Source organism: Streptomyces sp. Edi4 (assembly GCF_040253615.1).
Taxonomy (GTDB): Bacteria; Actinomycetota; Actinomycetes; order Streptomycetales; family Streptomycetaceae; genus Streptomyces.
In genome coordinates this window covers 4,090,994-4,104,469 of record NZ_JBEJGY010000004.1, presented here as the reverse complement: position 1 = coordinate 4,104,469, position 13,476 = coordinate 4,090,994, and the positions used below count along the sequence as shown (strand labels likewise).

Here is a 13,476-nt window from a genome sequence, read left to right as displayed (position 1 = left end):
GCCCTGCCGCGGACTCCCAGGGGGTAACGGTGACGGAAACCCGCGGGGCCAAGGGCCGGGCGGAGTACGAGGGCGGCGCGCTGCCCGGCGAGCGCGACAAGAGCACGCAGGGCGGCCAGGGGCCCTACCATCCGCCGGCGGCCTACCCGGCGCCCCAGCGCACCGGCGAGGGCATGCGACGGCCGCGTACCGGGGCCCGCACGACGCCCCGCACGCGCAAGGCGCGGCTGCGGGTGGCCAAGGCCGACCCGTGGTCGGTGATGAAGGTCAGCTTCCTGCTGTCCATCGCGCTCGGCATCTGCACGGTGGTCGCGGCCGCGGTGCTGTGGATGGTCATGGACGCGATGGGCGTCTTCTCCACGGTGGGCGGCACGATCAGCGAGGCCACGGGCTCGAACGAGTCCAACGGCTTCGACCTCCAGTCGTTCCTGTCGCTGCCGCGGGTGCTGCTGTTCACCTCGGTCATCGCGGTGATCGACGTGGTGCTGGCCACGGCGCTCGCGACGCTCGGAGCGTTCATCTACAACCTCTCGGCCGGCTTCGTGGGCGGCGTCGAGCTCACGCTGGCCGAGGACGAGTAGCCGCAGTTCACGGCGGCGCGGATACCGATTTTGGGACTGGCCGTCCCGTGCGCTAATCTTCAGAGGTCAGCGCGCGGGACACCCCGAAAAGCGCGGCGGGGCTATAGCTCAGTTGGTTAGAGCGCATCCCTGATAAGGATGAGGCCACAGGTTCAAATCCTGTTAGCCCCACAGAAGCAGTACCGATGAAGAGGGCGTCTCCCCGAGTGGGAGGCGCCCTCTTCGCGTATGTGCCGTGGCCAGTGTGCTGTGGCTTCTGTGCTGTGGCTTGAGTGCCGTGGAGGGGGATACGCGAATGCCCGACCGCTGGCGACGGGGGATGCACCAGCGGTCGGGCTTGTAGGCAACCCTAACAACGCAGCCCGCAGGGGGAACTGACTGCCCGTGCGGAATGGCGAATTGTGACGGGTATCACGTTCTTCCGGTCGCCCGCCACGGCCATGGGCCAGGGGCCACCGGTCACCGGCCGCCGGTCACCCCTCGCACGGCGGGGCGTAGGACAGGCGCGGCAGATACTCGTGCCACTTCTGCGGGGTCAGGACACCCCGGGTGGTGGAGCAGATGTGGCTCTTGGCCTCGGCGGTGTCCAAGTTCCACAGCCGGACCGTGTCGCTGCCGCTCGACACGCCGAGCATGTGGCTCCTGGGGCTGAAGGACAGGAAGTTTCCTGTCTTGGCGTTGGGGCTCATGGACTGCCCGATCGGTGACGCGGCGGACGGGTGGGCCAGGTCCCAGAGCCGGACCGTGTTGTCGTTGCCGCCGCTGGCCAGGGTGCGGCCGTCCTGACTGAACGTCAGCGACACGACCGCCTCGGTGTGTCCGGTGAGCGGGGCGCCCAGCAGCCTTGCCACGGCCGGACGGGTGGTGTTCCAGAGCCGGACGGTGTCGTCGTCGCTGCCGCTGGCCAGCGTCTTGCCGTCCCGGCTGAAGGAGAGCGTGTTCACGGGCCCGAGATGGCCCGTGAGGGGTGGGCCCAGGGGAGCGGGGCGGTGCGGGTCGGCCACGTTCCAGAGCCGGATGGTGTCGTCCGCGCTGCCGCTGGCGAGCGTGCGCCCGTCGGGGCTGAAGACAAGGGAGTTGACGTAGCCCTTGTGACCGGTGAGCGGCGCGCCGAGCGGAAGGTGGTGGGACGGGTCGCCGACGTCCCACAGCTGGATGGTGCGGTCGTCGTAGTCGGTGGCCAGCATGCGGCCGTCGGGGCTGAAGGCCAGCGCGCCGGCGCCCGCGAACCGGGTCCGCAGCACGATGGGGGAACCGTAGGGGGCGGGGCGGGAGGGATCGGCGACGTTCCACAGCCGTACCGAATGGTTGCCCATCAGCACCGCGAGGGTCCGGCCGTCGGGGGAGAACACCAGGGAACGCGCGGAGCCTTCCCCGGGCGGGGTGAAGGGCGCGCCGAGCGACACCGGCCGGCCCGGAGCGTCCACGTTCCACAGCCGCACCCGGTTGTCGCGCGCCGCCGTCGCGAGAACGCGGCCGTCCGGGCGGAACGCTCCGACCTGGCCGATCATGTCCGTGGCCGGAATCGACCACAGGCGGACCTTGCTGTCTCCGCTTCCGGTGGCGAGGGTCCGGCCGTCGGGGCTGAAGGCCAGGGCGTACATCTCGCCGCTGCTTCCCGCGAGGGGTTCGCCCACCTGCGAGGGGTAGGCGGGGTCGCTGATGTTCCACAGGCTCGCCGTGCTGTCCGCGCTGGCGGCGGCGAGCATGGTTCCGCTCGGGTTGAACGCCACGGACCAGATGGGGCCGGTGTGGCCGGTCAGGGGCGTCCCGATCGGTGCCGCGTGACGGGGGTCGGTCACGTTCCAGAGCCGGACGGTGTCGTCCGAGCCTCCGCTGGCCAGCGTGTGACCGTCGGGGCTGAACGCCACGGAGTGCACGGTGCTCGCGTGACCGGTCAGCTCGCTCCCGATCGGTTCCGGCCGCGCCGCGTCGCTCATGTCCCACAGCCGGATCGATCCGTTGTCGGCGCCCGCGGCGAGCGTGCTTCCGTCGGGGCTGAACGCCACGGAGCGCACGGCTGCGGTGGGGCCCGTCAAGACGTCGCGCGTCCTCGGCCGGCCCGGGTCGGCCACGTCCCACAGACGGATGGCCTGGTGTTCCGTGGCGGCGGCCAGCGTGTGGCCGTCCGGGCTGAAGGCCAGGAGGTAGATCGTGCCGTCGTGGCCGGTCAGCGGCGTACCGAGCGGTTGCGGGCGGCTGGGGTCCCGTACGTCCCACAGCCGGATCGTGCCGTCGTCGGAAGCGCTGGCCAAGGTGGTGCCGTCCGGGCTGAAGACCGCGCTGCTCACCCAGCTCGTATGGCCGGCAAGCGGGGAGCCGAGCGGCTTGGGGCGCGAGGGGTCGGCCACGTCCCACAGGCGGACGGTCCGGTCGTAGCTGGCGGTGGCCAGGACGCGGCCGTTGGGACTGAACGAGGTGAGGTAGACGGCGCCGGTGTGGCCCAGGAGCGGGGTGGCAAGCGGCGCGTTCACGATCGAGATCAGCCGGTTGGCCGCGCCCTCGTCGTCCGGCCGCAGACCGTGCGCCACCAGGGCCAGCTGGGCCGACAGCGAAGGATCCGTGTGCTGGACGCGGTCGGCCTCGGCGACGACCTGCTCGAACACGGCGTCGTCCCGCTGCTGCCAGGCGACCACCGCGGCGCCGACAGCCAGCAGCGCGAGGACGACCAGGGCCGAGATCGCACCGCGCATGATCCAGACCGTACGCTTGCGCAGCTTGACCGAAGCGGCCAGGAAATCCACCGCGGCCCGGGTCAGAAAGGTGTCACCGGCGGTCCTGGCCCAGGCGCGGGCCTGTTCAAGGCGGGAACCCCGGTAGAGCAGGGAGGTGTCCCGCTGGGATTCCTCCCAGGCCCTGCCGTCCTCCTCCAGGCGCTGGCGCAGCAGATTGCCGGCCCTGTCCTCGTCGATCCAGTCCCGCAGGCGCGGCCACGCGTGGAGCAGCGCCTCATGGGTGATTTCGACGGTTTCGGCGTCGAGCGTCACCAGGCGGGCGCGTGCCAGCGCCTCGAGCGATTCCTCCGTCTTGCGGCAGTCCGTCGACTCCTGGGCGAGCTGGCGCCGGGTCCCCCGCCTGCGCGTGGCCTGGGTGTCCTCGCCCAGCCTGACCAGCCGCAGAAGGAGCAGCCTGGCGGCGGTGCGTGCCGCCGGATCGAGATCCGACCAGGCCCGTTCGGCGGTCGCCGCCACCGCGCCCTGGATTCCGCCCGCCGCGCGGTAGCCGGCCAGGGTCAGCTTCCCGCTCTTTCGTCGCTGCCAGGTGGCGAGCAGGGCGTGGGAGAGGAGCGGCAGGGCGCCCGCGCTCTGTGCGCCACGGGGGCCGTCGGTGCTCACTTCGCGGACGATCAGTTCCGTCAGGCCCGGTTCGAGTTCCATGCCCACGGCCTTGGCCGGACCGGTCACGGCTTCGCGCAGCTCCGCGCCGGTCAGCGGGCCGAGCACCATGTGCCGGTGCTGGAGCGCGTCGGCGAGTTCCGGGTGGGCCAGGCACTGCTCGTAGAAGTCGGCGCGTATGCCGAGCACGACGAGGACGGGGGCCGGCTCGTCCGCGTCGGCGGGTGTGCAGGCCGCGTGGAGGAGCTGGATGAACCGGCGCCTGTCCGCCTCGTCGGGGCAGAGGGTGAACGTCTCCTCGAACTGGTCCACGATGACGACCGGAGGGACGGCCGCCGCCTGGCGTCGCGCCCAGGCCGAGAAGGCCCGGCGCACGGCGGGGCCGTGTCGCAGGGCACGGTGGGCGTCGGAGTCGGCCTTCGATCCGGCCAGGACCAGGGGCGCGAGTTCGGGAATCCGACGGGTCAGCTCGCCGACGGGATCCGTTCCCGGTACGAGGTGCACGACCGCCCGTGCCCGGCCGTTCTCGCCGCTCAGGGCGCCGTCTTGGAGCATGGGCGCGAGTCCGGCGTTCAGCAGGGACGACTTTCCCGCCCCCGAGGCGCCCACCAGCATGACCAGGCCGCCGGTCGCCTCCACCGCGCGAAGCTGCGCCACGAGGGCGTCCGTGCTGCGCTCCCGGCCGAAGAACCAGCGGGCGTCCTGCCGGCGGTAGGGGGCCAGGCCCCTATAAGGACACACACCACCGGGAACCGCCGGCGCGTCGGCGGGCGCCGGCTCCTTGGCCGGCGCGGGCTGCTCGCCGGCGATCGGGTCGGCGACCGCGTGCTCCCACAGACGCTGCCAGTGCGCCAGGTCGTAGAGACCGGGGGAGACCGGTGCGGCCCGCGTGCGCCGTGCTTCGGGGATCAGGATGTGCAGCACCACCGCGAGGGCGGCGAACTGCGCCGGCACGTTCCTGGCCCGCCGCCAGTCACTGATCCGCTGGGCGGACACCCGCACCGGGCGCCCCCGCTCGTCGACGCGCTGAAGCCGGACGACGGCCTCCGCGACGCGCTTGAGGGGCGGGTCCCCCGCCTCCTTGTACAGCAACGCGAGACGTTCCGCGAAAGCCGTGCGTGCCCCTGAGCCTGGACTCAAGGCCTCCACCTCTCACTGTCCTGCGCACCTGGCATCCGGACCGGAAAACTCACCCTATAGGGCTGACCTGCGGAGAAACCGTCCGCGTGGTGTCCGGACCTCCTCACTGCGAGCCCTTCCTGGCAGGATCTGGCCGTAGCAGGACAGCCACGGGGCGTAACCCGGTCGAGCCACCAGGTCCTCGCTCGAAGAGGCCATCATGCCGTCGCGTGTTCTCAGTCAATCTACGGCGGAGTAACGAGAGTGCGGCAAGGCCTCGCGTCGCCAGTGTGGTGCGGTACCGGTCCCAACAGGGGAGGGACCGGTGCCGCAGCACACGGTCGCTCAGGGTGCGCCGGGCCGCCCGGGGCGCCGCCGACCGCGCGCGGAGCGGGTCGGCGGATTCCCCGGAGCGCTCTCAGAAGTGGGTCATCGCCATCACGTCGGCGCTCCTGATGCCGGTCGCGACCGGCACGACCCGCTCCTCGGGACGCGTCCAGCCCGCCGCTTCGGCCGCCGCGACGGCGGCCTTCTCGGCGGCGTCCGCCTCGGCGTTCAGGGTCTGGTTCTCTCCCCCGGCTCCGGCGGCCGACGCGGCGCCCGCCGCTTGAGCCGCCTTCAGCGCGGCCCGGGAGGCTGTCGCGGCGAGTTCGCCGCCCTCGTCGTGGAGCTCGCCCATCCGGGCGGCCTGGGACGCGGCGGCGGCCGCGTTCCGCGCGCAACGGGAGTCGGCCGCGGGCTGGGGCCGGCCTTCGTGGAGCACGGCCAGGGCTTGCGCGGCCACGCGTGCGGCGTGGCCGGCCTTGAAAAGGATCTCGGCTCGTGTGCCCGCTCCGGCCCGCTCCTCCTCGGCTCGTGTGCCCGCTCCGGCCCGCTCCTCCTCGGCCCCCGCGCCCGCTCCGGCCCGCTCCTCCTCCGCGCGGGACCCCTCGATGTGGCGCAGGACGGCGGCGGCGCGTGAGGCGGCGCTGTGGGCGCGCGCCAGGTGCGCTGTCCTGAGGGGGCTCTGCGGCTCATGGTCCTCGGCGGCTTGGGACGGCGTGCCCGCTCCTTGGCCGTGCTGGTGCTCGCTCATTGCCTTCTCCTCGTCGACCGGGACGACAGCGCGCGTGACGCTCTCCGCCGGCGCATCGCCCCGGAGAGCCGGCGATGCCGCGCAGGGTGGCACGCCGGGCGGCAACAGACCAGGGATACGGGCGCTTGCCGTCCACCAGGGCGCGCCATACCCTGAATCTGATGGACCGTCAGATCCGGAGTCGGTGGCACCGGCAGGCAGCTGGGGGTAAGTACCGTGGTCAGTACGGACAGTGGCAGCCGGGAGCTTCCCCGCGTCGTCAGCGTGGACGATCACGTGATCGAGCCCGCGCACCTCTTCGCGACATGGCTCCCGCGCAAGTACCGGGACCGGGGGCCCAAGCCCTTCACGGCCGGGATCGGGGAGCTGGCGTACATCGGGGGGAAGTACAGGTTCACCACCGACCCGGAGGGACAGCTCACGGACTGGTGGGAGTACGAGGGCAGCATCTTCCCGTACAAGCGGGTCATCGCGGCCGTCGGTTTCTCCCGGGACGAGATGACGCTCGACGGCATCACACGCGAACAGATGCGGCGCGGATGCTGGGACCCCGGCGCCCGCCTGAAGGACATGGACCTCAACCACGTCGAGGCGTCCCTGTGCTTCCCGACCTTCCCGCGCTTTTGCGGGCAGACCTTCGCCGAGGCCAAGGACAAGGAGGTGGGGCTCGCCTGCGTGCGCGCCTACAACGACTGGATGGTCGAGGAGTGGTGCGGCGACAGCGGCGGCCGGCTCATCCCGCTGTGCCTCATCCCGCTGTGGGACATCGGCCTCGCGGTGGCGGAGATCAGACGCAACGCCGCTCGTGGCGTGCGCGCAGTGACGTTCTCGGAGATTCCGACGTACCTCGGCCTGCCGTCCATCCACTCCGGCTACTGGGACCCGTTCTTCGCCGCGTGCCAGGAGACGGGGACGGTGGTGAACATGCACATCGGTTCGTCCTCGCAGATGCCGGCCGCCTCCCCCGACGCCCCGCCCGCCGTCCAGGCCTCGCTCAGCTTCAACAACGCCATGGCGTCGATGATGGACTTCCTCTTCTCCGGGGTCCTGGTGAGGTTCCCGGGGCTCAAGCTCGCCTACAGCGAGGGCCAGATGGGGTGGATCCCCTATGCCCTGGAGCGGGCGGACGACGTGTGGGAGGAGCACCGGGCCTGGGGCGGGGTCAAGGACCTCATCCCCGAACCGCCCTCCTCGTACTACTACCGGCAGATCTTCTGCTGCTTCTTCCGCGACCGGCACGGGATCGAGTCCATCGAGACGGTCGGGGTGGACAACGCGACCTTCGAGACGGATTACCCGCACGTGGACTCGACCTGGCCGCACACCAAGCAGGTGGCCACCGAGCACATGGCCGGGCTTCCCGACGACGTGGTGTACAAACTGCTCAGGGGCAACGCCATCCGCATGCTGGGGCTTCCGCTCGATCAAGGCCACGTCTGATCGACGAGGTCACGCCCGGTCAACAAGGTCACGTCCGATCAACCAGGTCACGTCCGGTCAAGCGGAGGGTTACGGTGGCCCGGGCTCCATGGAAGGCGGGCACATGACCTCTTTTCTCCCGGACGTGCTGGTCACCCTCGGCCGCAGGTACGTGCGTGACGCTCCGGTCGGCGCGGGCAAGGCGGCGCTCGCCGACCGCTTCTTGAACCCCCGCCTGCGAGACCACCCGCGCCGACGGGTCGTCCAGGCCCGCTCCGGGGCGAGGTTCGCGGTCGACACCCAGGACCTGATCGAGCGTTACCTCTATCTCTTCGGGGTGTGGGAGCCCCATATGACCCACTGGTTGCAGAGCCGCCTGCGCCCGGGCGACGTCTTCGTCGACGTCGGGGCCAACATCGGGGCGTTTTCCGTGCTGGGCTCTCGTCTGGTGGGGGAGCGGGGACGCGTCGTGGCCATCGAGGCATCCCCCGAGTTCCACCGCCGCGTGCTGCGGCACGTCGAGCTCAACCGGTGCGGCAACGTCCGACCGGTCAACGTCGCCGTGGCCGACCGCCCGACGACCCTGACCTTCGTGCTCGCCAGCTCGCGCAACAAGGGCGCGAACTCGATCGTCCCGTACGAGGGGCCCGCCGAGTCCACCTTCGAGATGGCGGCGCTCCCCCTGTCGCAGGTCCTGCGGCCGGACGAGATCGCGAGGGCCCGCGTGATCAAGATCGACGTCGAGGGCGCGGAGGGCGGGGTCGTGCGCGGCCTCGCCCCTGTGCTCGGCGACCTGCGGGCGGATGCCGAGATCGCCGTCGAGGTGACGCCGGAACGGATGGCCCGGCTCGGCGACTCCGTCGAGGAGTTGCTGCGGACCATGCGCGAGCACGGGTTCAACGTCTACCGCCTGGTGAACGACTACTCCCCGGCGAGCTACCCCGGCGCCGTTCGCGACCCGGCCCCGCCCGTGCGGTGGCGCGGCCCGATCGTCGGTGAGACGGAACTCGTGTTCTCACGGGTGGACGCCGAGACGCTGGCGTGACACCGGCGCCGCGCCCGGCTGCCGGGCCGGGAGCCGGCGAAGGGCCCGGCCGGCTACGCGTTCCCGCTCACGTCGAGCTGACCGGCCAGCGCCACTGGAAGTGGTCCAGGGCCCGCGCCCGCGCCTCGACGACCGCCATCCGCGCGTCGCGCTCCCCGGCGTCGGTGTGCGCGGACTGTCCCGTGGCCTGGCCCTCCCACTTGCGGTAGAGCAGCCCCACCTCCGCGCAGAACCAGCCGCGTGCCACGGCGTTCAGGGCCAGCAGGAGACCGGTGTCCTCCGAGGCGGGCAGCGCCATCCACCCGCCAAGGGCGAGAAGCAGATCGCGGCGGACGAAGAGCGTCGCGGGGTGGACCTGTGCGCGGTAGTCGTGCGCGGCCCAGTGGTCGAGGACGGCCCCGCGCTCGATGGCGCCCGGTTCGGGGTCGCCGGGAAAGCCCGTGGTCGTCCCGTCGGGCAGCAGGTCCAGGGCGCGCGAGGTGGCCCAGCCGATCGACGGGTCGGCTTCGAGGGCCGCGAGGTCACGGGCCAGGGTGCCCGGCGCGAGCTGGTCGTCCGCGTCCAGGATCTTCACGTACTCGCCGTCGGCGCGCGCCAGGGCGATGGTGCGCGCGACACCGGGGCCGCCGCGCCGCCCCTGCCGGAAGGAGACGCGCTCATCGGCCGGTACATGGGGAGCGACGTCGTCACTGGTGCCGTCCTGCTGGATCAGCCACCGCCAGTCCCAGCCGTCCGGCAGCTCCTGCGCGCACAGGGACGCGAAGGCGTCCGGCAGAAAGGGGGCCGAAGGCCCGTGGACGGCGGTGACGACGATGATGCGCCGGGTCACGGCTCACCACCTTTCCCAGTCAGTCGTGTTTCCCAGTCGGTCGTGAACAGAGATTGCGTACGGTCCCCCGGCAGCGAGACGCCGGCCCGCGAGGCGCCGTCCGGACCGGCTCGTACGCCTTGGCCATGTGCTGCACACCGTCCCGTCGATCCGGCCCACGCAGCGTACGACTCCACAAAAGGACCCGGTGAGGGGCCCCTCGACGGGTTGCTCAGGACGCCGAAGAGCCCGGCGACTCGGGGGAGTCGCCGGGCTCGCAGCTCGGGCGGAGCGGGGTGGGGTGGGGTTGGGGGGCTCAAGGGGAATCGGGCGAAGGGGAAGCCGCTCCGGCCGGGTCTTCGGAGGTTTCCTGGGCCGTTTCCCGCGCGGTTTCCTGGCCGCCGCCGTCGTCCGTGGCCGACGCCGAGTCGTCCGCCGCGTCGCGTACATCGGCGCGGTGGCGCGAGGAGGGCGATGAGCCGTGCGCCTCGGCGCGGATGCGCTGCTTCATGGTGGGCGGCAGCGCCGATGCGGCGGGCAGCGCCCATTGCACGGCCGGCGCAACGGAGGTGGCCGGTTCGCTGCGGTTGTACGTCACGTCGTGCTGCGGTACGGAGGCCGAGGGGGCGGCGGCGGTGGCGTGGCCCGCGAGGCCGAGCGAGGCGAGGAGCGCGACCAGCGCGCCGATGAGTGCGGTCCACCAGGTCGTGAGCTTGCTGGTTGCCATGTCGTCCTCGCCTCTTCCGTAAGCGGTGCGTGCTGTTGGGTTGCCCGAATTGCGTTGTATCCGATGATGTGCGGGGGTGGCGGAAGAGGCTAGGAACGACGCACCGTATCGACGGATCTTCCGATGAACTACACACGGATGGAGCATCACCGGTTGATATCGATCGGTGTGTATAGTCGGGCGGCAGAGGTCCCTTACGTCAAGGAAAGACGAGGTCGCGCGGTGAAGAAGCTTCTCCTGGTCGCACTGGCTGCCATCGGCGGGCTCCTCGTGTACCGCCAGATCCAGGCGGATCGCGCCGAGCAGGATCTGTGGACGGAGGCGACCGACTCCGTGCCCGCAGGTTCGGGTGTGTGAGACCGAAAGACCCGTTGCGAAGCCCCGGCCACCTCAGTGGCCGGGGCTTCGTGCTGTTCCGGGCCGTACCGGACACGGTTGAGTTCACGTGAGCGAAGAGTTGACTTGCGAGGGCGAAGGTGGGGCGGGGCGACGTGAGGACGAGGCTCGGCGGGGTCGGGGTCGGGGCGGCGGGGCGGCGCCGGGGAGCCTCGGCACGGAAGGTGGGAGCGGCCGCGGCGGCGCTCTGCGCGCTGTTCGCGGCGCCGGGCCCAGCGCACGCCGCCGGGCCGCCGCCCGCGTACCGCTTTCCCGAGGGCGTCCAGGACGTCCCGGGGGGCGCGAAGGACACCGACGGGCCGGTCCTTGAGGCTGGCACCGCCTATAGGTCCGTCATCAAGCCCAGTGGCAAGCTCTATTTCCGGCTGATTCTCGACGGGACCAAGGACGCCTACGCCTCCGCGGTCGCCGTGCCCGGGCCCGTGGGCGCCAAGCTCGCCTACAGCGACTCCATCCGCGTCACGATCCAGGACGCCGACGGCGGGTCCTGCGACTCCCAGCGGACCTCCATCGGCGCGGCGCAGTACCCGCACCCCTTCGCCGCCTACGCCTACCGGTCCGTACGCACCAGCCTGCCCTCGTGCCGCAGACCCGGCACCTACTACCTCGTCGTGGAGCGGGAGGGCGACGCGACGTCCACGCCCTCCGACTGGGGCCTTGACCTCAGCTATTCGACCGAACCCGCCCGCGAGGGCGCCGGGCCCGGCACCGCGCCGACCGGCTGGCCCTCCGCGTCGCCCGCCCCGCCGGCCACCGCCCCGCGCCGGGTCCACGGCGGCACCGGCTTCCACGACGCGACCGCCCTGTCCGAGGGGCAGTGGCGAGACACCGTCCGGCCGGGCGAGACCCTTTTCTTCCAGGTTCCGCTCGACTGGGGCCAACAACTGTTCGTGAGCGGAGCCCTGTCCGGCATCACCACGGACAAGGAGGGCTATGTCAGCACCGCCCTGTCCCTCCAGCTCTACAATCCGCTGCGCGGGCCGGCCACCGGGGCGTCGGCGCCGTACGACGGCCGGCAGAAGGAGGCCGCGCTCGACCTGCTCCCGCCCGTCGCCTACGAGAACCGGTACGCGCCCTCGAGCGACACCTCCGCGATGCGGGTCGCGGGCCCCTACTATCTGGCCGTCTCGCTCAGCCCCGAGGTCGGGCGGACCTTCGGGAACACGCCGTACGACCTGACGCTGCGTCTGACCGTGCGCGGAGCGAAGAAGGCCGCCCCCGCGTACGCGGGCCCCGCGCCGGACTTCTCCGGCGGCTCCCCCTCTGCGGGCGACAGCTCGATGAAACGTCTCGCGGCCCTCGGAATCGGTTCGGGCACGGTGCTCGTGACCGGGCTCGGGATGTGGGCGCTGGTGGCCCGTCGGCGTACGGCCGCCACCATCCCCGGGGCCGGTCCGGACGCCACCGGTGCGCCGGGGGCGGCGCGGAGCCCCGACGGGCAGGGCTTCGGACCGCCCAGCGCCCGGTAGCGGAGCGCTCGGGCCCGCGCGCCCTGGCGGAGCGCGCCCCCTCAGATCTGGAACAGCGCCCAGAATCCCACCGCGAAGCAGACCAGCGCCACCAGGAGGACCGGAATCACGACCTTGGCGGGCGGCCCGGGGCGCGATCGCGGCGCGGACCCCTCGAAAGAGGCCTCCCGGACGGGAACTTGGGGGGCCACGGCGGCATTGGGGTACGAGGCGGCGTACGGCTGCGCCGTATAGGGAGCCGGGTACGCCTGCGCCGCGTACGGCGAGGGGTTCGGGGCCGTGTACGGGGCGGTCGGGGGCGTTCGCGGTGTCTGTTCGTGGTGCGGCGGCGGATACGAGGGCGTCGGCGCCTGCGTGGGCGGGGTGGGTGGCTGCGCCGGGGCGGGCGGGACGGCGGCCGGGCTGGGGGGCCGCGAGGTGTGGGGGGCGGGCAGGGCGCCCGAGGTGGCCGGTCCACGTGAGGCGCCGGAGGACGTAGGGGCACCCGAGGCGTCCGGGCCGTCTGAGGTGTCCATGGCGGGAGAGGCGTCCATGGCGGGAGAGGCACTCGGGAAACCCGGCGCGTGAGACGCGCCCGTGCCCCCCGGAGGCCCCTCCGCGCCGGACGCCCGCGTCTCGGGCCCCTGGTCGGTGAAGCCGGGTGGGAGCGGGCCGATCTGGTCGAAGACTTCGACGGGCTCGTCGTCCGGGTCCTGCTCGGGCAGCAGCTCCACCGCGGAGGCCAGCGCCTTGCGTGCCCCCGTCGCCGTGCGGAACCGGTTCTGCGGATGCGGCTGGAGCAGCCCCGCCAAGACCTGCCAGAGGGGTTCGGGGATGCCCTGGGGGGCGCCTGGGGTGCCGTGGGTGGCGAAGTACTCGACGAGGGCCCGCGCGTCGGGTTTGCTGCCCTCGAGGAGATAGAGCGCGACGAGGCCGACGGCGAACAGGTCGGCGGGGAAGTCGGGTTCGGACCCCGCCATCTGCTCGGGCGCGAGGTAACCCGGCGTCCCCACCACGTAGTTGGTCTCGGTGAGCCGGGGCTCGTCCTTGCGCAGGGAGATGCCGAAGTCGGAGAGCCGCAGATGCGGGCGGCCGCTTCCGGTGGCCTCCAGCAGGATGTTGGCCGGTTTGATGTCACGGTGGACGACGCCCTCGGCGTGCACGGCCGCGAGCCCGGCGAGCAGCTGGTCGAGCAGCACGCACACGAACCGGGGAGGCAACGGCCCGTAGTCGCCGATGAGATGGGCCAGCGAGCCGCCGCTCACCAGGTCCATGGTGAAGAGGACCTTGTCGTCGTCGGCGGCCCAGCTGGCCGGCGCGAGCACGTGCGGGTGGTCGATCCTCAGGGCCTGCTCGCGGACGAACCTGAGCAGGGTGTGGGCGTCGCTCTGCTGGAGGACCTTCGCCGCCACGTAACGGCGCCGGCGCCGGTCCCAGGCGCGCCAGACGGCTCCGGCCCCGCCCCGTCCGACCGGATCGACCAGTTCGTACCGGCCGGCGAAGACCTCACCCACCCGGCGCCC

The 13,476-nt window shown here is 72.2% G+C and carries 10 protein-coding genes and 1 tRNA gene; 6 read left to right on the top strand and 5 right to left on the bottom strand.

All coding sequences use genetic code 11. The features are described from left to right. Positions 1–29 precede the first annotated feature (29 nt). Positions 30–581, top strand: coding sequence for a DUF3566 domain-containing protein (locus tag ABR738_RS20615; protein WP_350231461.1), 552 nt, complete (start codon positions 30–32; stop codon positions 579–581). Between the two features lie 97 nt (positions 582–678). After that, a tRNA-Ile gene (locus ABR738_RS20610) sits at positions 679–752 on the top strand. A gap of 302 nt (positions 753–1,054) precedes the next feature. Here the strand turns inward: ABR738_RS20610 and ABR738_RS20605 are convergent. Together ABR738_RS20605 and ABR738_RS20600 are read right to left on the bottom strand one after the other, a co-directional pair. After that, on the bottom strand, positions 1,055–5,065 hold the full coding sequence (locus ABR738_RS20605) for an nSTAND1 domain-containing NTPase (RefSeq protein WP_350231460.1): 4,011 nt from the start codon (positions 5,063–5,065) through the stop codon (positions 1,055–1,057). Positions 5,066–5,453: 388 nt separating this feature from the next. Beyond that, on the bottom strand, positions 5,454–6,110 hold the full coding sequence (locus ABR738_RS20600) for a hypothetical protein (protein WP_350231459.1): 657 nt from the start codon (positions 6,108–6,110) through the stop codon (positions 5,454–5,456). 216 nt (positions 6,111–6,326) lie between these two features. On the opposite strand from ABR738_RS20600, the gene ABR738_RS20595 reads away from it, so the two are divergent. Together ABR738_RS20595 and ABR738_RS20590 are read left to right on the top strand one after the other, a co-directional pair. Then, positions 6,327–7,550, top strand: coding sequence for an amidohydrolase family protein (locus ABR738_RS20595; RefSeq protein WP_350231458.1), 1,224 nt, complete (start codon positions 6,327–6,329; stop codon positions 7,548–7,550). A 103-nt stretch (positions 7,551–7,653) separates the two neighbouring features. Continuing rightward, the gene (locus tag ABR738_RS20590) at positions 7,654–8,574 is read left to right on the top strand and encodes an FkbM family methyltransferase (RefSeq protein WP_350231457.1); all 921 of its coding nucleotides are present in this window, start codon (positions 7,654–7,656) and stop codon (positions 8,572–8,574) included. Between the two features lie 67 nt (positions 8,575–8,641). Here ABR738_RS20590 and ABR738_RS20585 read toward each other — a convergent pair whose 3' ends face one another. Then, complete coding sequence (locus tag ABR738_RS20585) at positions 8,642–9,403, bottom strand: glycosyltransferase family 2 protein (protein WP_350231456.1); 762 nt, start codon at positions 9,401–9,403, stop codon at positions 8,642–8,644. 295 nt (positions 9,404–9,698) lie between these two features. Further along, entirely contained in the window at positions 9,699–10,109 is a 411-nt protein-coding gene (locus tag ABR738_RS20580) for a DUF6344 domain-containing protein (RefSeq protein ID WP_350231455.1), read from the bottom strand. 222 nt (positions 10,110–10,331) lie between these two features. Here ABR738_RS20580 and ABR738_RS20575 point away from each other — a divergent pair, with 222 nt between their 5' ends. Further along, entirely contained in the window at positions 10,332–10,466 is a 135-nt protein-coding gene (locus ABR738_RS20575) for a DLW-39 family protein (protein ID WP_003958712.1), read from the top strand. Positions 10,467–10,600: 134 nt separating this feature from the next. Continuing rightward, a complete protein-coding gene (locus tag ABR738_RS20570; RefSeq protein WP_350231454.1) occupies positions 10,601–11,974 on the top strand; it encodes a hypothetical protein in 1,374 nt (457 codons plus the stop codon). Between the two features lie 41 nt (positions 11,975–12,015). On the opposite strand, the gene ABR738_RS20565 is transcribed toward ABR738_RS20570, so the two are convergent. Next, positions 12,016–13,467 carry a serine/threonine-protein kinase gene (locus ABR738_RS20565; RefSeq protein ID WP_350231453.1) on the bottom strand — a complete coding sequence of 484 codons (1,452 nt, stop codon included), beginning with the start codon at positions 13,465–13,467 and terminating at the stop codon, positions 12,016–12,018. Between the last annotated feature and the right edge of the window lie 9 nt (positions 13,468–13,476).

What these genes read in the sequence shown, in the direction of transcription:
- ABR738_RS20600 (WP_350231459.1), bottom strand. Translation starts at nt 6,110, where the DNA reads ATGAGCGAGCACCAGCACGGCCAAGGAGCGGGCACGCCGTCCCAAGCC.
- ABR738_RS20590 (WP_350231457.1), top strand. Translation starts at nt 7,654, where the DNA reads ATGACCTCTTTTCTCCCGGACGTGCTGGTCACCCTCGGCCGCAGGTAC.
- ABR738_RS20580 (WP_350231455.1), bottom strand. Translation starts at nt 10,109, where the DNA reads ATGGCAACCAGCAAGCTCACGACCTGGTGGACCGCACTCATCGGCGCG.